At 58.7% G+C, this 20,809-nt stretch carries 18 protein-coding genes, 6 tRNA genes and 1 other RNA gene; 21 read left to right on the forward strand and 4 right to left on the reverse strand.

From position 1 onward, the window contains the following. Nucleotides 1-67: 67 nt before the first annotated feature. The gene (locus ACJ8HH_RS01895; RefSeq protein ID WP_033647159.1) at nt 68-1,966 is read right to left on the reverse strand and encodes a bifunctional metallophosphatase/5'-nucleotidase; all 1,899 of its coding nucleotides are present in this window, start codon (nt 1,964-1,966) and stop codon (nt 68-70) included. Nucleotides 1,967-2,649: 683 nt separating this feature from the next. Here ACJ8HH_RS01895 and cydA point away from each other — a divergent pair. From cydA to pnuC, 20 genes are all read left to right on the forward strand, one after another. Continuing rightward, complete coding sequence (gene cydA / locus ACJ8HH_RS01900) at nt 2,650-4,218, forward strand: cytochrome ubiquinol oxidase subunit I (RefSeq protein WP_019454034.1); 1,569 nt, start codon at nt 2,650-2,652, stop codon at nt 4,216-4,218. 14 nt (nt 4,219-4,232) lie between these two features. Beyond that, nucleotides 4,233-5,372: a cytochrome d ubiquinol oxidase subunit II gene (cydB, locus tag ACJ8HH_RS01905; protein ID WP_019454033.1), complete on the forward strand. Its 1,140-nt coding sequence runs from the start codon at nt 4,233-4,235 to the stop codon at nt 5,370-5,372. A gap of 17 nt (nt 5,373-5,389) precedes the next feature. Then, on the forward strand, nt 5,390-5,503 hold the full coding sequence (gene cydX, locus ACJ8HH_RS01910; RefSeq protein ID WP_004939868.1) for a cytochrome bd-I oxidase subunit CydX: 114 nt from the start codon (nt 5,390-5,392) through the stop codon (nt 5,501-5,503). Continuing rightward, entirely contained in the window at nt 5,503-5,799 is a 297-nt protein-coding gene (gene ybgE, locus ACJ8HH_RS01915; RefSeq protein ID WP_033647158.1) for a cyd operon protein YbgE, read from the forward strand. The genes cydX and ybgE overlap by 1 nt, the downstream gene beginning before the upstream one ends. 130 nt (nt 5,800-5,929) lie before the next feature. Beyond that, nucleotides 5,930-6,334 (forward strand): tol-pal system-associated acyl-CoA thioesterase, encoded by a 405-nt coding sequence (gene ybgC / locus ACJ8HH_RS01920; RefSeq protein WP_025160034.1) that lies wholly within the window; start codon nt 5,930-5,932, stop codon nt 6,332-6,334. Further along, a complete protein-coding gene (gene tolQ, locus ACJ8HH_RS01925) occupies nt 6,331-7,014 on the forward strand; it encodes a Tol-Pal system protein TolQ (RefSeq protein WP_004939862.1) in 684 nt (227 codons plus the stop codon). Before ybgC ends, tolQ begins: the two co-directional genes overlap by 4 nt. 12 nt (nt 7,015-7,026) lie before the next feature. Continuing rightward, nucleotides 7,027-7,455, forward strand: a complete 429-nt coding sequence (tolR, locus tag ACJ8HH_RS01930; RefSeq protein ID WP_004939859.1) for a colicin uptake protein TolR — start codon at nt 7,027-7,029, stop codon at nt 7,453-7,455. 81 nt (nt 7,456-7,536) lie between these two features. Continuing rightward, on the forward strand, nt 7,537-8,739 hold the full coding sequence (tolA, locus tag ACJ8HH_RS01935) for a cell envelope integrity protein TolA (RefSeq protein WP_033647156.1): 1,203 nt from the start codon (nt 7,537-7,539) through the stop codon (nt 8,737-8,739). A gap of 132 nt (nt 8,740-8,871) precedes the next feature. Continuing rightward, nucleotides 8,872-10,164: a Tol-Pal system beta propeller repeat protein TolB gene (gene tolB / locus ACJ8HH_RS01940; protein WP_004939856.1), complete on the forward strand. Its 1,293-nt coding sequence runs from the start codon at nt 8,872-8,874 to the stop codon at nt 10,162-10,164. A gap of 44 nt (nt 10,165-10,208) precedes the next feature. Then, a complete protein-coding gene (pal, locus tag ACJ8HH_RS01945; RefSeq protein WP_025160033.1) occupies nt 10,209-10,718 on the forward strand; it encodes a peptidoglycan-associated lipoprotein Pal in 510 nt (169 codons plus the stop codon). Between the two features lie 9 nt (nt 10,719-10,727). Next, complete coding sequence (gene cpoB, locus ACJ8HH_RS01950) at nt 10,728-11,522, forward strand: cell division protein CpoB (RefSeq protein ID WP_033647153.1); 795 nt, start codon at nt 10,728-10,730, stop codon at nt 11,520-11,522. A 178-nt stretch (nt 11,523-11,700) separates the two neighbouring features. Continuing rightward, nucleotides 11,701-11,776, forward strand: a tRNA-Lys gene (locus ACJ8HH_RS01955). A gap of 29 nt (nt 11,777-11,805) precedes the next feature. Beyond that, nucleotides 11,806-11,881 (forward strand) — tRNA-Val (locus ACJ8HH_RS01960). A 7-nt stretch (nt 11,882-11,888) separates the two neighbouring features. Further along, a tRNA-Lys gene (locus ACJ8HH_RS01965) sits at nt 11,889-11,964 on the forward strand. A gap of 156 nt (nt 11,965-12,120) precedes the next feature. Next, nucleotides 12,121-12,196: transfer RNA gene (locus ACJ8HH_RS01970), tRNA-Lys, on the forward strand. 29 nt (nt 12,197-12,225) lie between these two features. After that, nucleotides 12,226-12,301 (forward strand) — tRNA-Val (locus ACJ8HH_RS01975). 6 nt (nt 12,302-12,307) lie between these two features. After that, a tRNA-Lys gene (locus tag ACJ8HH_RS01980) sits at nt 12,308-12,383 on the forward strand. Between the two features lie 74 nt (nt 12,384-12,457). Further along, nucleotides 12,458-12,582, forward strand: a non-coding RNA gene (locus ACJ8HH_RS01985) — RtT sRNA. A 323-nt stretch (nt 12,583-12,905) separates the two neighbouring features. After that, nucleotides 12,906-13,967: a quinolinate synthase NadA gene (nadA, locus tag ACJ8HH_RS01990; protein WP_043146819.1), complete on the forward strand. Its 1,062-nt coding sequence runs from the start codon at nt 12,906-12,908 to the stop codon at nt 13,965-13,967. Between the two features lie 20 nt (nt 13,968-13,987). Beyond that, nucleotides 13,988-14,713, forward strand: coding sequence for a nicotinamide riboside transporter PnuC (pnuC, locus tag ACJ8HH_RS01995; RefSeq protein ID WP_033637475.1), 726 nt, complete (start codon nt 13,988-13,990; stop codon nt 14,711-14,713). A 35-nt stretch (nt 14,714-14,748) separates the two neighbouring features. Here the strand turns inward: pnuC and zitB are convergent, their stop codons facing one another. Genes zitB through ACJ8HH_RS02010 form a run of 3 tightly spaced genes read right to left on the reverse strand, consistent with a single transcriptional unit; the run spans nt 14,749 to nt 19,513 of the window. Then, nucleotides 14,749-15,711, reverse strand: coding sequence for a CDF family zinc transporter ZitB (gene zitB / locus ACJ8HH_RS02000; protein ID WP_033637476.1), 963 nt, complete (start codon nt 15,709-15,711; stop codon nt 14,749-14,751). Further along, nucleotides 15,711-18,911, reverse strand: a complete 3,201-nt coding sequence (locus ACJ8HH_RS02005; RefSeq protein ID WP_060451376.1) for an ATP-binding protein — start codon at nt 18,909-18,911, stop codon at nt 15,711-15,713. The genes zitB and ACJ8HH_RS02005 overlap by 1 nt, the downstream gene beginning before the upstream one ends. After that, complete coding sequence (locus tag ACJ8HH_RS02010; RefSeq protein WP_033638694.1) at nt 18,908-19,513, reverse strand: response regulator; 606 nt, start codon at nt 19,511-19,513, stop codon at nt 18,908-18,910. The genes ACJ8HH_RS02005 and ACJ8HH_RS02010 overlap by 4 nt, the downstream gene beginning before the upstream one ends. 212 nt (nt 19,514-19,725) lie before the next feature. Here ACJ8HH_RS02010 and aroG point away from each other — a divergent pair, with 212 nt between their 5' ends. Then, complete coding sequence (aroG, locus tag ACJ8HH_RS02015) at nt 19,726-20,778, forward strand: 3-deoxy-7-phosphoheptulonate synthase AroG (protein WP_033647150.1); 1,053 nt, start codon at nt 19,726-19,728, stop codon at nt 20,776-20,778. Nucleotides 20,779-20,809 lie beyond the last annotated feature (31 nt).

The raw sequence follows: 20,809 nt of genomic DNA on the forward strand, positions 1-20,809 counted from the left end.
TAGTACGAAATAACACTATCTCGACATGTTTGGCCACCCATTGGGTGGCCTTTTTTATGGGCGACGATCAGAAGTCGTTGAGCGCCTTGATCAGCGCGATCCGATCCTGCAGGCGGCGCTGTTGCACCGGATCCACGGCGGCTTGGCGCTGTTGCTCCAGCGAGGTGAGGGCGGCGCGGTAATCTTCGGCGTTGCGGAACAGCGCGTTTTTGACGTTGATCGACGCGACGTTGGTGTAGCGGCCGTCGTCGGTGGTCGGTACCTGGATAACGCCCTCATTGAGCAGCCGTTTGACGATCGCCCGCTGCGGTTCGTAACCCTCCATGCCGACCAGCTTCCAGCGCTGCGGCGGCACGCCCTGATACTGGCCGTGTTTCACTTCCGTCAGGTAGCGCAGGGTCAGGTGGCGAATGGTGCCTTCTTCTTCACCGTATTGCGCTTTGCTGTCGAACAGCACCGTGAAGGATTGCCCCTCCAGCGCGCCACCCTTTTGCGTCAGGTGGCCCATGCGGTAACTGTTCATGCCCAGGCGGATCGGCATATCGTCGGTGACCGGCGTGCCGTCCGTCAGGCGCAGATCGACGATGCGCGAGCCGGCGGGTTGGCGCAGGTCGATGGTGTAAGTGACGCCGTCGAAGAAATCGTTGGTGGAATATTTGGACGATCGCCGCGCCGGGTTAAAGCTGTAGGTGACGTCGCCCGGCTGCAGCTGATTGAAATAGTCGGCGGACCACTCCATGTAGCGTTTAAGCGCTTTGCCGTTGAGCTGATACACGGTGATCTCGCCGCCGGCGTATTGGTAGTTAAAGGCGATGTCCTTGGCCTTGATGTCGCCGACGTCCAGTTTGGCGCGATCGTTGTCGATCTGCAGGGCGATCACCTGCGCCAGCGGCGCATAGTGGCGGGCGGCCTGCTGGAACAGCGCGCTGATGCCGGTATCCTGCACGTGCACCTGGGGAATGCCGCGGAATTCGTCGGCGGGCACCAGATCGCTGCCGCTCAGCTTCGCCACGACCCGGTTGGCATTGGCGCGCAAAATGTCATGGTACGGCTGGTAGAGCGCCTGCATGGCGCTGTCCGGCGTCATCCCCTTGATGGGGTAGGTGTAGCTGTTTTTGTCGATCAGCGTGAATTTGCCGTCGCGGCGTTCAAACTGCAGATCGATGCGCGACAGCGCGCGACCGTATTTATCCGGCTCGGTGATGATGACGCCGTTAACCACCGCTTTGTCGATCTTCACATGCATATGGCCGGCGACGATCGCCGCCAGCTCCGGGTTGGCGTTGGCGATGTCGGCCACGCCGGTGCCGGGGCGCTGGTTCTCATTGTCGATGCCCATATGCGCCACCAGCACGATGGCGTCGACCTGGCCGTCGATTTGCCTGATGACCTGCTTCACCGCCTGCACCGGATCGGTGAAGTTCAGCCCTTTGATGCGATCGGTGCCCTTGGCGAATTCCGCGGTCATCGGCGTGTCCATGCCGATAATGCCGATCTTCACGCCCTGGCGTTCGACGATGGTGTAGGCCGGCAGATAGGGCTTGCCGTTGTCCCAGACGATATTGCCCGCCAGCGCCGCGCCCTTGAACTGCTTGAGCGGCGTAGCCAGCACCGGCAGGCCGAAGTCGAACTCGTGGTTGCCCATCACCCAGACGTCATAATTGAGCGCGTTGAGGCCCAGCATCATCGGGCTGACGGCCTCATGCTTGAAGGTTTCGACGAAGTTGCCCTGAATGGTGTCGCCGGCGTCCACCAGGATCAGGTTGGGCTGCTCGGCGCGCACCTTTTTCACCTGGGTGGCTATCTGGCTCAGGCTGCCCGCCAGATTCTCCGTGTCGCTGGCGTAGTCCCAGGGCACGAAGGTGCCGTGCAGATCGGAGGTGCCCAGCAGGGTGATATTTACCGTTTCGGCGGCCATGGCGTTTCCCGAGAGTCCCAAGACAGAGGCAAAGATGATTTTTTTCATAAGTTATTGTCACTCAATGCAATTTTAACATAAGTGGTCATTCTGCTACAAAATCGCAACCTTTACGATCCCATCGCGAGAAATAGACTAATATTGGAGAGAGATTTGTTGTTTTGTGACTGCTATCACTGTCACGGCTTATTGGAAATAAAAGGTTAATTATGTCGCATAATAAGCGCGTAATAATACAATGGCGGCTCTTTTAAATTACATTTATTTAACACAAAAATATCATTAAAAAACAATTAAACCATTGCGCAACATGACCCTAAGAAAATTATGCGAAATGTGCTGATGAATATGGAAATAAGATGCGGATAGGCTTAAATTGTCTCAGATCAAATTAGCCCGAAGTACCTCTTTCGGCTAAGATTTGACCTGTAACCAAAAGTCTAACCCACGTCACGTAAAAACCTATTTATTGTGTGGGATTGGGCGAGTATCATCCATGTTGTGATTATGGATGGTTGATCTTGTTGCATTTGTTACCCGTTGTCGGTTTTCAGTGGCGTGCTTGTCGAGGGCCCGAGGGGCTATTGGCCGAGTGTGCGGTTGAAAGCGGAGAAGCTGGATCAAATTTGTTGTGTTTAAGGGCATTCACTGCGGGGCGTTACTGGCGGCTTTGAAAGAGGCGTGCCGATAACCGCGTGTCGGAGTCTTCCTGCGAGGAGCAAGGAGTCAAGATGTTTGATATTGTCGAACTGTCGCGCTTACAGTTTGCTTTAACGGCGATGTACCATTTCTTATTTGTCCCATTAACGCTCGGTATGGCGTTCTTGCTGGCAATTATGGAAACGGTATATGTCCTGTCTGGCAAACAAATCTATAAAGACATGACCAAATTCTGGGGAAAGTTATTTGCGATTAACTTTGCTCTGGGTGTGGCCACCGGTTTGACCATGGAGTTCCAGTTCGGGACTAACTGGTCGTATTTCTCTCACTACGTCGGCGATATCTTCGGGGCCCCACTGGCTATCGAAGGTCTGATGGCGTTCTTCCTTGAATCGACGCTGGTCGGCCTGTTCTTCTTCGGCTGGGATCGTCTGAGCAAGGTGCAGCACATGGCGGTAACCTGGTTTGTGGCCCTCGGCTCCAACCTGTCCGCGCTGTGGATCCTGGTCGCCAACGGCTGGATGCAGAACCCGATCGCGTCGGATTTCAACTTCGAAACCATGCGCATGGAGATGGTCAGCTTCTCCGAACTGGTGCTTAACCCGGTTGCGCAGGTGAAATTCGTTCACACCGTGGCTTCCGGCTACACCTGCGGCGCGATGTTCGTTCTGGGCATCAGCTCCTACTACCTGCTGAAAGGCCGCGACATCGCCTTCGCCAAGCGCTCCTTCGCCATCGCTGCCAGCTTCGGTATGGCTGCCATTCTGTCCGTTATCGTTCTGGGTGATGAATCCGGCTACGAAATGGGCGACGTGCAGAAAACCAAACTGGCCGCTATCGAAGCGGAATGGGACACCCAGCCGGCGCCGGCGTCCTTCACCCTGTTCGGCATTCCCGATCAGGACAAGATGGAAAACTCCTTCTCTATTCAGATCCCGTATGCGCTTGGCCTGATCGCCACCCGCTCCACGGACACTCAGGTCACCGGCCTGAAAGATCTGATGGCGCAGCATGAAGTGCGCATCCGCAACGGGATGAAAGCCTACCAGCTGCTGGAAGAGCTGCGCGGCGGCAACACCGACCCTGCGGTGCGCGCCGAATTCAACAAAACCAAGCAAGACCTGGGCTACGGCATGCTGCTGAAGCGCTATACCCCGAACGTCACCGACGCGACGGAAGCGCAGATCCAGCTGGCGACCAAGGACTCCATTCCGCGCGTGGCGCCGCTGTACTTCGCCTTCCGCATCATGGTGGCCTGTGGCGTGATCATGCTGTTGATCATCGGCCTGTCGTTCTGGAACGTGATCCGCGGCCGCATCGGCCAGAAAAAATGGCTGCACCGCGCGGCGCTGTACGGTTTGCCGCTGCCTTGGATCGCGATCGAGTCCGGCTGGTTCGTGGCGGAATACGGCCGCCAACCGTGGGCGATTGGTGAGGTGCTGCCGACGGCGGTCGCCAACTCTTCGCTGACCGCGGGCGACATTCTGTTCTCGATGGGGCTGATCTGCGGCTTGTACACCCTGTTCCTGGTGGCTGAATTGTACCTGATGTTCAAGTTTGCGCGTCTGGGTCCAAGCAGCCTGAAAACCGGCCGCTATCACTTTGAACAACCGACTGCCGCCGTGCAGGAAGCGCGCTAAACAGGAGTCCACGTATGTTTGACTATGAAGTACTGCGATTTATTTGGTGGGTCCTGGTTGGCGTACTGCTGATCGGCTTCGCCGTCACCGACGGTTTCGACATGGGCGTCGGCATTCTGGTGCGCATCATCGGGAAAACCGATACCGAGCGCCGGGTGATGATCAACTCCATCGCCCCGCACTGGGACGGTAACCAGGTGTGGCTGATCACCGCCGGCGGCGCGCTGTTCGCCGCCTGGCCGATGGTCTACGCAGCGGCCTTCTCCGGCTTCTACGTCGCCATGATCCTGGTGCTGGCCGCCTTGTTCTTCCGCCCGGTCGGTTTCGATTACCGTTCCAAGCTGGAGAGCAGCCGCTGGCGCAACATGTGGGACTGGGGCATCTTCATCGGCTCCTTTGTGCCTGCCGTGGTCTTCGGCGTGGCGTTCGGCAACCTGCTGCAGGGCGTGCCGTTCCACATGGACGAGTACATGCGCCTGTTCTACACCGGCAACTTCTTCCAACTGCTGAATCCGTTCGGTCTGTTGGCGGGCGTGGTCAGCCTGACCATGCTGGTCACCCAGGGGGCGACCTACCTGCAAATGCGCACCACCGGCGAGATCCACCTGCGTTCACGCGCTGCGGCGCAGATCGCGACGCTGATCATGGCGGTGTGCTTCCTGCTGGCGGGCGTATGGCTGGTGAAAGGCATCGACGGCTTCGTCGTGACGTCGGCGCTGGACACCCTGGCGGAATCCAACCCGATGCGTAAAGAAGTGGCGCATCAGGCCGGCGCCTGGCTGATCAACTTCAACAAGTATCCGCTGCTGTGGGCGTTGCCTGCGCTGGGCGTGGTGCTGCCGTTGTTCACCATCCTGTTCTCGCGTCTGGAGAAAGGCGCGCTGGCGTTCGTCACCTCGTCGCTGACCATCGCCTGCGTCATCCTCACCGCCGGGGTCACCATGTTCCCGTTCGTGATGCCGTCCAGCACCGTGCCTAACGTCAGCCTGACCATGTGGGACGCGACGTCGAGCCTGTTGACGCTGAAAGTGATGACCGTCGTGGCGGCGATCTTTGTGCCTATCGTTTTGGCGTACACCAGCTGGTCGTACTACAAAATGTTCGGTCGCCTCGACAAGAACTACATCGAAAACAACAAGCATTCGCTGTACTAAGGATAAGGAGCTAAACCATGTGGTATTTTGCCTGGATTCTCGGAACGCTTCTTGCCTGCGCCTTCGGCATCATCACGGCGCTGGCGCTTGAGCAGAGCGAAGCGACCAAAGCTCAGCAAGACGGTAAGTGATGAGCTCGTCCGTGATTGACAAGCTGTACGCTGTCACCGACAAGGGCCCGATCCGGGCCCTTTCCCTGGTGCTGGCGTTGGTTTTGGCGGGGTGCGTGTTCTGGGATCCGACGCGTTTCGCCGCCAAAACCAGCTCGCTGGAGATTTGGGAAGGGCTGCTGCTGATTTGGGCGGTGTGCGCCGGGGTGATCCACGGTTTCGGATTCCGCCCGCAGCGCAGCATTTGGCGGGCCTTTTTCGCGCCGCTTCCCGCAATTGTGATCTTGTGCGCAGGATTACTTTACGTTTCTTTATAATCTCCCCGATGTCCCCATGTTATGGGCCCTCACGGCCCATAATTATTTTCATTCCCATCTTGTAACCCATTCCCAACCCGATCCGTCTTGCGTATAGTAGCAGCGTTAAATTGCATTGCTGGGAAGTAGAGTGAGTAATACGTTGTTTCGATGGCCGGTTCGCGTTTACTACGAGGATACCGATGCCAGTGGTGTGGTCTATCACGCCCGCTACGTCGCCTTTTTTGAAAGAGCGCGCACAGAGATGCTGCGTCAGCACAACTTTCATCAACAGCAGCTGCTCAGTGAACAAGTCGCTTTTGTCGTCCGGCGCATGACGGTGGATTATCTGGCTCCGGCTCGTCTCGACGAGCAACTGGAGGTACAGAGTGAAATCACCTGTCTGCGCGGGGCTTCTCTCACGTTTGCTCAACGCATTGTCAATTCTGACGGGGCCCTACTGAGCCAGGCAGATGTCCTGATTGCCTGTATTGATCCACACCAAATGAAGCCGAGAGCGCTTCCTAAGTCTATTGTCGCGGAGTTTAAGCAGTGACTGACATGAACATCCTAGATTTATTCTTGAAGGCGAGCCTGCTGGTTAAGCTTATCATGTTGATTTTGATATGCTTCTCGGTAGCCTCCTGGGCGATCATCATTCAGCGCACCCGCATCCTCAATGCGGCGACGCGTGACGCCGAAGCCTTTGAAGACAAATTCTGGTCCGGTATCGAGCTTTCCCGTCTGTACCAGGAAAGTCAGGCGCGTCGCGATAGCCTGACCGGCTCCGAGCAGATCTTCCATTCCGGCTTCAAAGAGTTCGCCCGCCTGCACCGCGCCAACAACCATGCGCCGGAGTCGGTGATCGAAGGGGCGTCGCGCGCGATGCGCATTTCGATGAACCGCGAGCTGGAAACGCTGGAAACCCATATTCCGTTCCTCGGCACCGTCGGTTCGATCAGCCCGTACATCGGCCTGTTCGGCACCGTGTGGGGGATCATGCACGCCTTTATCGCACTGGGCGCGGTGAAGCAAGCCACGCTGCAGATGGTGGCGCCGGGTATCGCCGAAGCGCTGATCGCCACCGCGATCGGTCTGTTCGCCGCCATCCCGGCGGTCATGGCCTATAACCGTCTCAACCAGCGCGTCAACAAGCTTGAGCAGAATTACGACAACTTTATGGAAGAGTTCACCGCTATTCTGCATCGTCAGGCCTTCTCCAGCGACAGCAAATAAGTAGGAGGTAGCATGGCGAGAGTACGTGGACGTAGTCGGCGCGAGCTGAAGTCCGAAATTAACATCGTTCCGCTGCTCGACGTGTTGCTGGTGCTGCTGCTGATCTTTATGGCAACCGCGCCAATCATCACGCAGAGCGTGGAGGTTGACCTGCCGGACGCCACCGATTCCAAAACGGTGTCCAGCGATGACAATCCGCCGGTGATCCTCGAGGTTTCCGGCGTAGGTCAATACACCCTGGTGGTGGATCACAACCGTATGGAGCTGTTGCCGCCTGAGCAAGTCGCGGCCGAAGCCAAGTCGCGTTTGGCGGCTAACCCGAAAACGGTCTTTTTGATCGGCGGTGCGAAGGAAGTCCCTTATGATGAGATTATCAAGGCATTGAATATTCTCCATCAGGCGGGCGTGGCTTCCGTGGGGCTGATGACCCAGCCAATCTGACCGTAAGGCGAACGGCAACCCGGTTCCTGCGCTGCGGCCCAGGAACCCCGTATAAGCAACACCAGTTTTTGGGAATCTATTTTGGTAAAGGCAACTGAGCAAAACGATAAGCTGAACCGCGCCGTTATTGTTTCGGTCGTTCTGCACTTCATACTGATTGCCCTGCTGATTTGGGGATCGCTGCAGGAAAATGTCGACATGGGCGCCGGCGGTGGCGGTGATGGCACCGTGGTGGGCGCGGTGATGGTCGATCCCGGCGCGGTGGTGGAGCAGTACAATCGCCAGCAGCAGCAGAGCAACGATGCGCAGCGTGCCGAAAAGCAGCGCCAGAAAAAGGCGGAGCAACAGGCCGAAGAGCTTCAGCAGAAGCAGGCGGAGCAACAGCAGCGCCTGAAAGAGCTGGAGAAAGAGCGTTTGGCGGCGCAGGAGAAAGCCGCGCAGGACGCCAAAGCGCAGGCTGAGCAACAGCAGAAGGCGGCGGAGCAGCAGAAACAGGCAGCCGAGCAGCAAAAAGCGGCGGAAGCCGCCGCAGCCAAGGCCAAAGAGCAACAGAAGGTCGCCGAGGCCGCCGCCGCGAAGGCGAAGGCTGAAGCGGACAAGATAGCCAAAGCGCAGGCGGACGCGCAGAAGAAAGCCGAAGCGGAAGCCAAGAAAGAAGCGGCCGCCGCTGCCGCCGCCAAGAAACAGGCGGAAGAGGCGAAGAAAGCCGCGGCCGCCGCCGCAGAGCAAAAAGCCGCAGAAGCTGCGGAGAAGAAAGCGGCCGCTGAAGCCGAGAAAAAAGCCGCAGCGGAAGCCGAGAAGAAAGCTGCAGCCGAGAAAGCCGCTGCCGCCAAGAAAGCCGCCGCGGACGCCAAGAAGAAGGCCGCCGCTGAGGCTGCGAAGCAATCGGAGGAGGTCAACGATCTGTTTGGTGGCCTGGCGGACGGCAAGAACGCGCCGAAAGGCGGCGGTGCCAAATCGAAGGGCGACGGTAAACCGGCCGGGCAGGGCAATGCCAAAACGGCTGGGGCCAGCGGGGCGGATATCAGCGGTTATATGGGGCAAATTCAGGGGGCGATTCAGAGCAAGTTCTATGACGCCAGCTCGTTCGCCGGCAAAACCTGCGATCTGCGTATCAAGCTGGCGCCGGACGGCCTGCTGATAAGCGTACAAGCGGCGGGCGGCGATCCGGCGCTGTGTCAGGCCGCGGTGTCTGCCGCCAAGTTGGCGCATATACCGAAGCCGCCGAGCGATGCCGTTTATCAGCACTTTAAGAATTCTATCCTTGAATTCAAACCGAAATAACGGTTGATTGACTGAGTGATATCACAGGGATGTACTAAGGTAACCAACAGGGATTATGTAGTTTTACGTAAGTTGGTTTGTTAAAATTCTGCTAATTTATCGCAGGCATCCCGCCTGGATAAGGGAGATGAGATGAAGCAGGCATTTCGAGTAGCGCTAGGTTTTTTAATTCTGTGGGCGTCCGTGCTGCACGCGGAAGTTCGCATTGAAATCACCCAAGGGGTCGACTCCGCTCGTCCGATTGGCGTGGTGCCGTTTAAATGGGCGGGCCCAGGCACGCCGCCGGAAGATATTGGCAAGATTGTCGGCGCGGATCTGCGCAACAGCGGAAAATTCAACCCGATCGACGTGGCGCGCATGCCGCAGCAACCGACCTCCGCGTCTGAAGTGACCCCGGCGGCCTGGACTGCGCTGGGCATCGACGCCGTGGTTGTCGGCCAGGTTCAACCTGGCGCCGACGGTAGCTACCTGATCTCCTACCAGCTGGTGGACACCTCGGGTTCGCCGGGCACCGTATTGGCGCAGAATCAGTATAAAGTGACCAAACAGTGGTTGCGTTATTCTGCCCATACCGCCAGCGACGAAGTGTTCGAGAAGCTGACCGGCATCAAGGGCGCGTTCCGTACCCGTATCGCCTACGTCGTGCAGACCAACGGCGGGAAATTCCCGTATGAGCTGCGCGTAGCGGATTACGACGGTTACAACCAGTTTACGGTGCACCGTTCGCCTGAGCCGCTGATGTCCCCGGCCTGGTCGCCGGACGGCAGCAAACTGGCTTACGTGACCTTCGAGAGCGGCCGTTCCGCGCTGGTGGTGCAGACCCTGGCTAACGGCGCCATCCGCCAGATCGCCTCGTTCCCGCGCCACAACGGTGCGCCGGCGTTCTCGCCGGACGGCAGCAAACTGGCCTTCGCGCTGTCCAAGAGCGGCAGCCTGAACCTGTACGTGATGAACCTCGGCTCCGGCCAGATCACGCAGCTGACCGATGGCCGCAACAACAACACCGAACCGACCTGGTTCCCGGATGGCCAGTCTCTGGCGTTTACCTCCGACCAGGGCGGGCGTCCGCAGATTTATAAAATCAGCGCCAGCGGCGGTGCCGCACAGCGCCTGACGTGGGAAGGCTCTCAGAACCAGGATTCTGAAGTCAGCTCCGACGGTAAATTCCTGGTGATGGTCAGCACCAACAGTGGTGCGCAACACATCGCCAAACAAGATCTTGGATCGGGCGCCGTTCAGGTTTTGACCGGTACCTTCCTGGATGAAACGCCTAGTATTGCGCCAAACGGCACCATGGTGATCTATAGCTCGACGCAAGGTATGGGCTCCGTGCTGCAGTTGGTGTCAACTGATGGGCGTTTCAAAGCGCGTCTTCCGGCAACTGATGGACAGGTCAAATTCCCTGCCTGGTCGCCGTATCTGTGATGCATGTGTAAATATGTATGGCAAACTATAAAAGGATCAAAGAAATGCAACTGAACAAAGTGCTGAAAGGGCTTCTGCTGGCACTGCCAGTTCTGGCTGTAGCAGCTTGTAGTTCTAACAAAAGCGCAAACAACGACCAATCTGGTATGGGCGCTGGCACTGGTATGGAAAACGGCAGCAGCAACCTGTCTTCCGAAGAACAAGCTCGTCTGCAGATGCAAGAACTGCAGAAGAACAACATCGTTTACTTCGGCCTGGACAAGTATGACGTAAGCTCCGAATTCGCTCAGATGCTGGACGCGCACGCTGCATTCCTGCGTAACAACCCGTCTTACAAAGTGACCGTTGAAGGCCACGCTGACGAACGCGGCACGCCGGAATACAACATCGCTCTGGGTGAGCGCCGTGCTAACGCCGTTAAAATGTACCTGCAGGGTAAAGGCGTTTCCGCTGACCAGATCTCTATCGTTTCTTACGGTAAAGAAAAACCAGCAGTACTGGGCCACGACGAAGCGGCTTATGCTAAAAACCGTCGTGCCGTTCTGGTTTACTAAGAGAATCGCATGAACAGTAACTTCAGACGTCACCTGTTGAGTCTGTCGTTACTGGTTGGCGTAGCGGCCCCCTGGGCCGCTACTGCCCAAGCGCCAATCAGTAATGTCGGCTCCGGCTCGGTCGAAGACCGCGTCACCTCGCTTGAGCGCATCAGCAATGCTCAAGGCCAGCTTTTAAATCAACTCCAGCAACAACTCTCTGATAACCAACGCGACATTGATTCTCTCCGTGGGCAAATCCAGGAAAGCCAGTATCAGTTGAATCAGGTGGTTGAACGCCAGAAGCAAATCTATCAGCAGATGGATAGCCTCAGCCAGGGCGGCGCTCAGAGCGCCTCTGCGGCCGCGGGCGCTGCCGGCGGGGCAGCCGCAGGCGCATCTTCCGATGCGGGCGGCAGCGCTCCCGCAGCCGCCTCCGCCACGCCGAGCGGCGGTGATGAGAACAGCGACTACAACGCCGCTGTTTCTCTGGCACTGGAAAAAAAACAGTATGACCAGGCGATTTCCGCCTTTCAGTCCTTCGTAAAACAGTACCCGAAGTCTACTTACCAGCCCAACGCCAACTATTGGCTGGGCCAGTTGTTCTACAACAAGGGTAAAAAAGACGACGCGGCCTACTATTTTGCGGTGGTGGTGAAGAATTACGCTAAATCACCGAAGGCGCCGGACGCCATGTACAAGGTGGGTATCATCATGCAGGAGAAAGGGCAGGCCGATAAAGCCAAAGCCGTGTTCCAGCAGGTGATTAAACAGTACCCAACCAGTGCGGCGGCCAAACAGGCGAAAAGTCGCGTAGGCGGTTAACAGTCAGAAAAATGAGCCCAGAAGTTAGTCGATTTGACCGATTTCTGGGCTCATTCGCGTGAAGAACAAGCAGTTGAACGCATCGGTAAAAAATTTAGGTTGCGCTGCCAAGATAAATTAGTAATATATGCCGCCGTTGCCAAGACATCTTGCAAGATGTTAAAGCGGCAGGGAAATTGGGTCGTTAGCTCAGTTGGTAGAGCAGTTGACTTTTAATCAATTGGTCGCAGGTTCGAATCCTGCACGACCCACCAATTTCTGAAGTAGCAGTAACCACAACAGTGGGTGATTAGCTCAGTTGGTAGAGCATCTCCTTTACACGGAGGGGGTCGGCGGTTCGAGCCCGTCATCACCCACCACTGTTATGGGTCGTTAGCTCAGTTGGTAGAGCAGTTGACTTTTAATCAATTGGTCGCAGGTTCGAATCCTGCACGACCCACCATTCTTTAAGAAAGAATGGTAGCTTCAGAATCGGTTTGATGTGGCAAAGTAAAGGTCCGAGTCGAGTACCCGTCGAGTTGTCCTGAACATCCCCATCCTTGTTTTCCGCGAGTTGGTTTCAGTAACCTATTCGCCATCAGCAGTAAACCACATCAGTGGGTCGTTAGCTCAGTTGGTAGAGCAGTTGACTTTTAATCAATTGGTCGCAGGTTCGAATCCTGCACGACCCACCAATTTCTGAAGTAGCAGTAACCACAGCAGTGGGTGATTAGCTCAGTTGGTAGAGCATCTCCTTTACACGGAGGGGGTCGGCGGTTCGAGCCCGTCATCACCCACCACACTGCGGGTCGTTAGCTCAGTTGGTAGAGCAGTTGACTTTTAATCAATTGGTCGCAGGTTCGAATCCTGCACGACCCACCAATTCAGAAAAAAGCGCCTTTTGGCGCTTTTTTCGCATCTACGCCACCAGATTCTGCTTTATCCTCTTGCCAACAGAGTTCACCGAGTCGTGCGGGTGAGAGTCTGCGCTCAGGTTCGAGCATCGCGCAGCGATACGACAACGCGCAGCGTTGCCCGCAGGGTGAGGCCACAGGCCGAATTAATCCTGCACGACCCACCAATTCAGAAAAAAGCGCCTTTTGGCGCTTTTTTCGCATCTGCAGAACCGTAACCTACATACGTGCTTTCTCGTTTCAACACTGCACCGATCATCATCCCGCTGTTCTCTGAACGGGCTATACGGTCTCGTCAGGCCATTATCCGCTGTGAACTGCACGGCCAGCGTCCGTGTTTTTAATTCATTAAACAATGGATGCGCAAATATGAAAATATCAGCGGACTTTTCGCGCAAGTTTAGGTATTTTGTTTAGTATATAAAACGAAGGGCGTTGCGGCAGGCGATATTCACGCGGCAGGCGCCCAGCCTAGCATGAGATTGCAGCGATGAGTGAAATGTTTGATGTCAATGCGGCGGTGTATCCCTTCCCGCCTAAACCGGTACCGCTGGACGTAGCCGAAAAAGCCTTTTATCGCGAGAAGATCAAAACCCTGCTCAAGCAGCGCAATGCGGTGATGGTCGCCCACTATTATACCGATCCGGAAATCCAGGCGCTGGCGGAAGAAACCGGCGGCTGCGTGGCGGATTCGCTGGAAATGGCGCGCTTCGGTAGCGCCCATCCGGCTTCCACGCTGCTGGTGGCCGGCGTGCGTTTCATGGGGGAAACCGCCAAGATCCTCAGCCCGGAAAAGCAGGTGCTGATGCCGACGCTGTTTGCCGAATGTTCGCTGGATCTGGGCTGCCCGGAAGAGGAGTTTCATGCGTTTTGCGACAGCCATCCCGATCGTACCGTGGTGGTCTATGCGAACACCTCGGCGGCGGTCAAAGCGCGCGCTGACTGGGTGGTCACTTCCAGCATCGCCGTCGAGCTGATCGAACACCTGGACAGCCTGGGCGAGAAGATCATCTGGGCGCCGGATCGCCATCTCGGCAGCTACGTGCAGAAGCATACCGGCGCCGACGTGCTGTGTTGGCAAGGCGCCTGCATTGTCCATGACGAGTTCAAGACTCAGGCGCTGCGGCGCATGAAGGCGCTCTATCCGCAGGCGGCCATTCTGGTGCATCCCGAATCGCCACAGGCGGTGGTTGAATTGGCGGATGCGGTGGGATCGACCAGCCAACTGATTCAGGCGGCGAAAACATTGCCGCATCAACAGCTGATCGTCGCCACCGATCGCGGTATCTTTTACAAGATGCAGCAGGCCTGTCCGGACAAGGAGCTGTTCGAAGCGCCGACCGCCGGAGAAGGGGCGACCTGCCGCAGCTGCGCGCACTGCCCGTGGATGGCGATGAATGGCCTGAAGGCGATTGCCGAAGGGCTGGAGCAGGGGGGCGCGCAGCATGAGATCCATGTGGACGCCGCGCTGCGTGAAAAGGCGCTGGTGCCGCTGAACCGCATGCTGGATTTCGCCGCTCAGCTTAAAATGCAGGTTAAAGGCAACGCTTAACCGTTTAAAAGGATGACCTCATGAGCTTCTTCAGTACCAGCAATATTCTGGTGCACATTCCGCTTGGCGCGGGCGGTTACGATCTGTCGTGGATCGAAGCCATCGGCACGCTGTTCGGGTTGCTGTGCATCTGGTACGCCAGCAAGGAAAAAATCATCAACTACCTGTTCGGCCTGATCAACGTCACGCTGTTCGCGGTGATTTTCTTCCAGATCCAGCTGTACGCCAGCCTGCTGCTGCAGCTGTTCTTTTTCGGCGCCAATATTTACGGTTGGTATGCCTGGAGCCGCCAGACCCAGGATAATCAGGCTGAGCTGCAGATCCGCTGGCTGCCGCTGCCGAAAGCGTTGGCCTGGGCGGCGGTCTGCGTCATCGGCATCGGCCTGATGACCTTCAATATCGACCGCGTGTTCGCCTGGCTGACGCAGATCGCGGTGGCAGTGATGCAAGGGCTGGGGCTGAACGTGCAGATGCCTGAGCTGCAGCCGGACGCGTTCCCGTTCTGGGATTCGGCGATGATGGTGCTCTCCATCGTGGCGATGATTCTGATGACGCGCAAGTACGTGGAAAACTGGCTGCTGTGGGTGGTTATCGATGTCATCAGCGTGGCGATCTTCGCCTACCAGGGGGTGTACGCGATGGCGCTGGAGTATGTCATTCTGACGCTGATTGCCCTGAACGGCTCCTGGCTATGGATCAAGAGCGCCGGGCGCAATGGTTCCAACCCGCTCTCTTCCGCACCTTAACAACGCAGAGGGCGCCGTGATGGCGCCCTCTTGGCTTAGTGACGATGTCCCAGATGGGAGTGGGCTTCGGCATGTGAGTGTTCACTCGGCTCCGGCGCCCGGTTGATACCGCAGTCCGGCGTCTCGCAGTGCCGGTACTCCATCTGAATGGTCACGTGGCCAATCTTGTAGTGTTCCAACAGATAAGCCTGAATGCGTTGCAACAGCCCATCGTGGTCATGCGGCGGGATCACCTGCGCATGCAGCGTCATCAGCTTCTGTTCGCCGATCTGCCAGACGTGCACGTGATGGATGTTGCGCACTTCCGGGATATTCAGGCACAGGTCTTTTTGCAGCTTGGCGATATCGACCTCCTGCGGCGTGCCTTCCAACAGCTCGTGGAAACTCTCCTTCAGCAGCCGCCAGGCGCTGCGCAGCACCAGACAGGAGACGAGCACCGACAGGATCGGGTCAATCGGCGTCCAGCCGGTGGCAAGAATGACGATGGCGGCGACGATGGCGCCCACCGAGCCGAGTAGATCGCCCAGCACATGCAGCGCGGCGGCGCGCACGTTGATATTTTTCTCTTCGCTGCCGCGATGCAGCAGCCAGAAGGCGAACAGGTTCGCCAGCAGCCCCGCTACGGCGATGATCAGCATCGGGGTACCCATCACCGGCTGCGGCTCGAAGAAACGCCGTATCGCCTCCCACAGGATGAATACCACGATCACCAGCAGCGCCGCGGCGTTGAGGAAGGCCGCCAGGGTGGTCAGGCGCAGGTAGCCGAAGGTGTGGCGCGCGTTGGGCTTGCGCTGAGAGAAATGCACCGCCATCAGCGCCACCAGCAGCGCGGCGGCATCGGTCAGCATGTGGCCGGCGTCGGCCAACAGCGCCAACGAGCCGGACAACAGGCCGCCGACCACCTCGGCCACCATAAAGACGGCGGTGACTAAAAAAGCGGTCAGTAGGCGTTTACTATTACTGTCTTTCGGCAGGTGTACGTGTGGAGTGTCCGACATTATTCATCCTTATGCATAGCCAAAGAGGGGGCGGCGGCGAGCAGAGCGTCCAGCTCCGGCACTATCTGCGCCACTAACGCCTTTAATTTAGTATAAGCGGCGGCGGCAAGCGCGCCCCGACGTGCGGTTTCCACCAGCTGCTGGCACAGCTGCGCGGCTTCCGGCAGTTGCAGCATCAGCAGGCTGCCCTTGATGCGGTGCGCCGCCTGCTCCAGGCGCGGCCAGTCGTTCGCGGCGACGGCGTCCGCGAGCCGCTGCCGGTCTTGCCGCAGCGTATCGCCGAGCGTCTGCGCCAGCCGCTGCAGCATGGCGCGATCGCCACCCGCCATTTCGACCAGCGTTTGCCGCAGGTCAGTAAGGACTGACTTTGCTTCCTGCACCTGCGGTTGCTGAGCCAACACCTGGCCGATCGCCGCCAGTGAAATCGGTTTGGTCAGGAAGTGGTCGATCGCCACCAGCCCCGGAGGAATGCGGGTAAACTCCTGCACGTCTGCCGAACAGAGCACGATGCGGCAAGGCGGGCGTTGCAGCCGCTGTTCGTCGCGGCGGATCAGCCTGGCCAGCGTCAGGCCGTCCGGGCGCGGCATGTTATAGTCGATAAACAGCAGATCGAACGGTTGCCGGCGTTGGGCCTTCAACAGCGCATAGCCTTGTTCGAAGCGGGCGGGTTGCAGCCCGAAGTGGCGCAGCTGGCGTTCCATCAGCAACAGATTGGTGGGGTGATCGTCGATCAGCGCGGTACGCAAGGCGGAAGACGGCAGAGCAAAGGGGCTTTCCTCCGGGGCGGCAACCGGCGCCGCGCCGCTCAGCTCGACCGGTATCGCGACCTCGACGCGGGTGCCTACGCCCGGCTGCGAGTGCAGCTCGATGCGGCCGCCCATCTGTTCGACGATCTCTTTGCAGATCGACAGCCCCAAACCGGTACCCTGCACCGAGATGCGTTGCGCGCCGCGCGCGCGGTAAAACGGTTGGAACAGTTTGTCTATTTCATCGGCGGCGATACCGCAGCCGCTGTCGTTCACCGTCAGATGCAATTCCCCCTGCCGCTCATCCTGCGCGCGCCAGCCGATCTCGACCTGAATGGCGCCGCGCGGCGTAAATTTTATCGCGTTGTTTATTAGGTTGTTAGCCACCTGAAGTAAACGCTCACCATCAATCACTACCGCCTCCGGCAATGCCGGATCCGCCACCACGCTCAGCGTCAACGGCCGCTCGCCGATCAGCGGCCGGTAGAGGGCGTCGATGCGCGCTACCCAGGGGCGCAGCACCACCGGTTTCGGCGCCAGCGTCAGCGAGCCGGTTTCCAGCCGCGCGTGATCCTGCAGGTCGTTGAGCAGGTTGAGCAGCGATGAGGCCGAGCTGTATATCACCGGCAGGCCTTCCGGTGCGGGTTGGCGTTTGAGCTCCAGCTCCAGCAGGCCGAGGATGGCGTGCATCGGCGTGCGCAGCTCATGGCTGACGGTGGCGAGGAATTTGCTCTTCATGCGGTTTTCCGCCTCGGCGCGGCGGCGCGCGTGCTCGAGTTCTTCGCGTTCGCGTTTTTCACGGCGCTGCAGCATGAAACGGCGCAGCGTCAGCGCCAGCAGCAGCACGGTGGCGGCGGCCAGCAGCGCCAGCAGCCAGGTGGTCTGCGGCGGCATGCGGTTGTCGTTCACCGCGTCGATCAGGTTGCTGCGATCGACGATCCACTCGTCGCGCAGCGATTGCAGGGTGTCAGCCGGGATCTGCATCAGGTTCTTATCGAGGATCGCCAACAGAAGAGGCTGATCGCGGCGCACGCCGAAGGCCACCGGATAGGGAATGTTGTTGGCGGCGAAGGCCAGCTTGATGGCACCGGAATAGCGCGACAGCGCCAAAAAGTTGGCGGAGATGACGTTATCTACCAGCGCATCCAGCTGGCCGTTGGCCAGCGCGTCGTACATCGACTTGCTGTCGGCGAAGCTGATGGTTTGCTCCTGTTCCGGCACCAGCCCCTGCGCCAAATCGCCCTGCAGCACGCCGATGCGCTTGCCGGCCAAATCGCTCCAGGTGGAAATGCCGTTAGCGTGCTGGCCGACGTAAACCCCCCACAGCGAACGGTGGATCGGCATGCTGGCGCCGTAGCGCGCTTTGACGCCGCGCGCCAGCGGCAGGGCGGCGCGGAAGCTGGCCTGGCCGGACTGCACCAGCAGATCGGCCTGCTCGGCGTTGCGCGCCCACAGCGGCGCGAAACGCAGCCCGGTGTTTTGCGCGATGATGTTGAGAATGTCGATGGCGTAGCCGCGCGGCTGGCCGTCGGAGCCGCGGTAGGCGAACGGGAAGTTGTTTTCGATGGCGGCGTAGTAAACCACGCGGTGGCTCGCCACCCAATTCTTCTCCATCGTCGTCAGATCGGCATTGCCGGTGTCGAGGTAGCTGGGGATCTTCTTGCTCCAGCGGCCCTGCAGGGCGTTCATCAGCTCCATCGGCGCGTCGGCAATGGCGGTGTCCAGCGTGTCTATCAGCCGCGAGTCGTCGGCGGCGAACACGAAGGACAGGTTGCCCAGGTTCTCGTTGCTTTCAATCTGATAGAGCTGGCCGAGCTGCAGCTGATCGATGATAAAGCTGGCGCTGGCCTCGTCGGCGATAAAGTAGTCGCTGCTGCCGTTGAGCAGCGAGTAGACCGCCTGCAGATTGTTGTCGTAGCGCTGGATCTGCGACGCGACCGCCTGCAGAGCGCCGCCGGACTGCATGTCGGTCAGCGCGCCGATCGCGACGCGGGCGTTGGCGGAGTTGAGCATCACCGGGCGATCGTTGCTGCGATCGCGCAATACGCGCAGGTTGCTGACGTAATAGGGCTGAGAGATCGCCAGGCCGTGCAGCGCCTCACTCTGCGGGATGCCGTACAGCAGATCGATCTTGCCGTCGTGCAGCGCCTGCTCCAGCTGCGTCAGATCGGTAAAGCCGTAAATGGCGAAGCGAATGCCGGTCACCTGCTGGATATAGCCGAGGTAGTCGGCATTCAGCCCATACAGATCGTCATCCACGATGATGTTGTACGGGCTGGTGTTCTCACTGACGATGCCGAGGCGCAGCGTACGGTCGCGCCAGGGGTTTTTCTCGCCGACGATCAGCATATTCTCGGGGGTATTCAGATTGCTGACCAGCTGATAGCGCACCGGCTCCGCCGCCTGCGCCAGACCGCACCACAGGAACAGCAGCAGCAGGGCGCGGCGCATCATGGCGCCAGCTCTTTAAACACCGCCACCAGCTCCAGCAGGTTGCCGGCGCCGGTTTTGCGCTGGATGTTCTTCTTGTGGGTGCTGACGGTCTTGTTGCTGATGTGCAGCCGATCGGCGATCTGCAGGTTGGATAGCCCCTGGCTCAACAAGCCCAGCACCTCGAGCTCTTTAGGAGTGAGCAGCCCGCCGTCTGCCGTCGGCGCTTCTTCGGCCAGCGCGGCGGCGGGGAAGTGGGTTTCACCGTCCAGCACCTGCTCGATCGCCTGCAACAACTCTGCCAACGAGCTGCCTTTGTTGACGAAACCGTTGGCGCCGGCGGCATGCGCCATGCGCGCATAGACCTCGGCCTCCTGCGCGGTATAGATCAGGATCGGCTGCTGCGGGTAGCGGCGGCGGATTTTTTTCAACAGCTGCAGCCCGTCGACCTGCGGCAGGCCGATATCCAGGATCACCAGGCCGAAAGCGGCCTCGGCCAGCAGGGCCAGCGCCTGGACGTCGTCCTGCGCCGCCTGCAGGCGGTAGGGGCGGGATGATTTCATTAGCGCCGCTTCCAGTGCGACATGAACCACCGGGTGGTCATCAACTAATAACAGAGAGGGCATGTTCAACTCGGGTCGCTTTATATTCCGATCGCTAGCATAGCGAAAAAGGAGCCTCTGCGCTCCCCTGATGAAACAGCACAATCTGCTGTTAATTTGGCGGTTCCAGCGGCGGGGGGCAAAGGTGATTTACAGCGCCATTCCCACAGGCTAGATTGTTGGGATCTACACCGTTACGCACTGCGAAATACCCCTCGATACCGAATGGAAAAGCTATGAATTACCAAAACGACGATTTACGCATTAATGATATTAAGGAACTCCTGCCGCCGGTGGCTTTGCTGGAGAAATTCCCGGCCACTGAACGCGCAGCAAAGACGGTGTCCCAGGCCCGCAGCGCAATTCACAATATCCTCCGCGGCAGCGACGATCGCCTGCTGGTGGTGATTGGCCCTTGCTCTATCCACGATACGAAAGCCGCCAAAGAGTACGCGGGGCGCCTGCTGGCGCTGCGTGAAGAACTGAAGGGCGAGCTGGAAGTGGTCATGCGCGTATACTTCGAAAAACCGCGCACCACCGTGGGCTGGAAAGGCCTGATCAACGATCCGCAGATGGACAACAGCTTCAACATCAACGACGGTCTGCGCCTGGCGCGCAAGCTGCTGGTGGAGATCAACGACAGCGGCCTGCCGGCCGCCGGCGAATTCCTCGACATGATCACGCCGCAGTACCTGGCGGATTTGATGAGCTGGGGCGCCATCGGCGCGCGCACCACGGAATCGCAGGTGCACCGCGAGCTGGCCTCCGGCCTTTCCTGCCCGGTGGGCTTCAAGAACGGCACCGACGGCACCATCAAGGTGGCGATCGACGCCATCAACGCCGCCGGCGCGCCGCACTGCTTCCTGTCGGTGACCAAATGGGGCCACTCGGCGATCGTTAACACCAGCGGCAACGGCGATTGCCACATTATCCTGCGCGGCGGCAAAGAGCCGAACTACAGCGCGGCGCACGTGAAGGACGTCAAAGCCGGCCTGAGCAAAGCCGGGCTGCCGGCGCAGGTGATGATCGACTTCAGCCATGCCAACAGCAGCAAACAGTTCAAAAAGCAGATGGACGTGAGCGCTGACGTTTGCGGGCAAATTGGCGGCGGTGAAAAAGCGATCATCGGCGTGATGATCGAAAGCCACCTGGTGGAAGGCAACCAGAACCTTGAAAGCGGCGAGCCGCTGGTTTACGGCAAGAGCGTGACCGACGGCTGCATCGGCTGGCAGGATACCGAAACCGTGCTGCGCGATCTGGCGGCGGCGGTGAAAGCGCGCCGCGGATAATAGCTAAAATGACAAGGGCCCGGCAGCGGGT

Origin of the sequence: Serratia sp. CY32780 (assembly GCF_052169135.1) — a bacterium.
Lineage (GTDB): Bacteria > Pseudomonadota > Gammaproteobacteria > Enterobacterales > Enterobacteriaceae > Serratia > Serratia sarumanii.

Coding starts and splice junctions, on each gene's coding strand:
- ACJ8HH_RS01895 (WP_033647159.1), bottom strand. CDS start 1,966: ATGAAAAAAATCATCTTTGCCTCTGTCTTGGGACTCTCGGGAAACGCC.
- cydA (WP_019454034.1), top strand. CDS start 2,650: ATGTTTGATATTGTCGAACTGTCGCGCTTACAGTTTGCTTTAACGGCG.
- cydB (WP_019454033.1), top strand. CDS start 4,233: ATGTTTGACTATGAAGTACTGCGATTTATTTGGTGGGTCCTGGTTGGC.
- cydX (WP_004939868.1), top strand. CDS start 5,390: ATGTGGTATTTTGCCTGGATTCTCGGAACGCTTCTTGCCTGCGCCTTC.
- ybgE (WP_033647158.1), top strand. CDS start 5,503: ATGAGCTCGTCCGTGATTGACAAGCTGTACGCTGTCACCGACAAGGGC.
- tolR (WP_004939859.1), top strand. CDS start 7,027: ATGGCGAGAGTACGTGGACGTAGTCGGCGCGAGCTGAAGTCCGAAATT.
- tolB (WP_004939856.1), top strand. CDS start 8,872: ATGAAGCAGGCATTTCGAGTAGCGCTAGGTTTTTTAATTCTGTGGGCG.
- pal (WP_025160033.1), top strand. CDS start 10,209: ATGCAACTGAACAAAGTGCTGAAAGGGCTTCTGCTGGCACTGCCAGTT.
- cpoB (WP_033647153.1), top strand. CDS start 10,728: ATGAACAGTAACTTCAGACGTCACCTGTTGAGTCTGTCGTTACTGGTT.
- nadA (WP_043146819.1), top strand. CDS start 12,906: ATGAGTGAAATGTTTGATGTCAATGCGGCGGTGTATCCCTTCCCGCCT.
- pnuC (WP_033637475.1), top strand. CDS start 13,988: ATGAGCTTCTTCAGTACCAGCAATATTCTGGTGCACATTCCGCTTGGC.
- zitB (WP_033637476.1), bottom strand. CDS start 15,711: ATGTCGGACACTCCACACGTACACCTGCCGAAAGACAGTAATAGTAAA.
- ACJ8HH_RS02005 (WP_060451376.1), bottom strand. CDS start 18,911: ATGATGCGCCGCGCCCTGCTGCTGCTGTTCCTGTGGTGCGGTCTGGCG.
- ACJ8HH_RS02010 (WP_033638694.1), bottom strand. CDS start 19,513: ATGCCCTCTCTGTTATTAGTTGATGACCACCCGGTGGTTCATGTCGCA.
- aroG (WP_033647150.1), top strand. CDS start 19,726: ATGAATTACCAAAACGACGATTTACGCATTAATGATATTAAGGAACTC.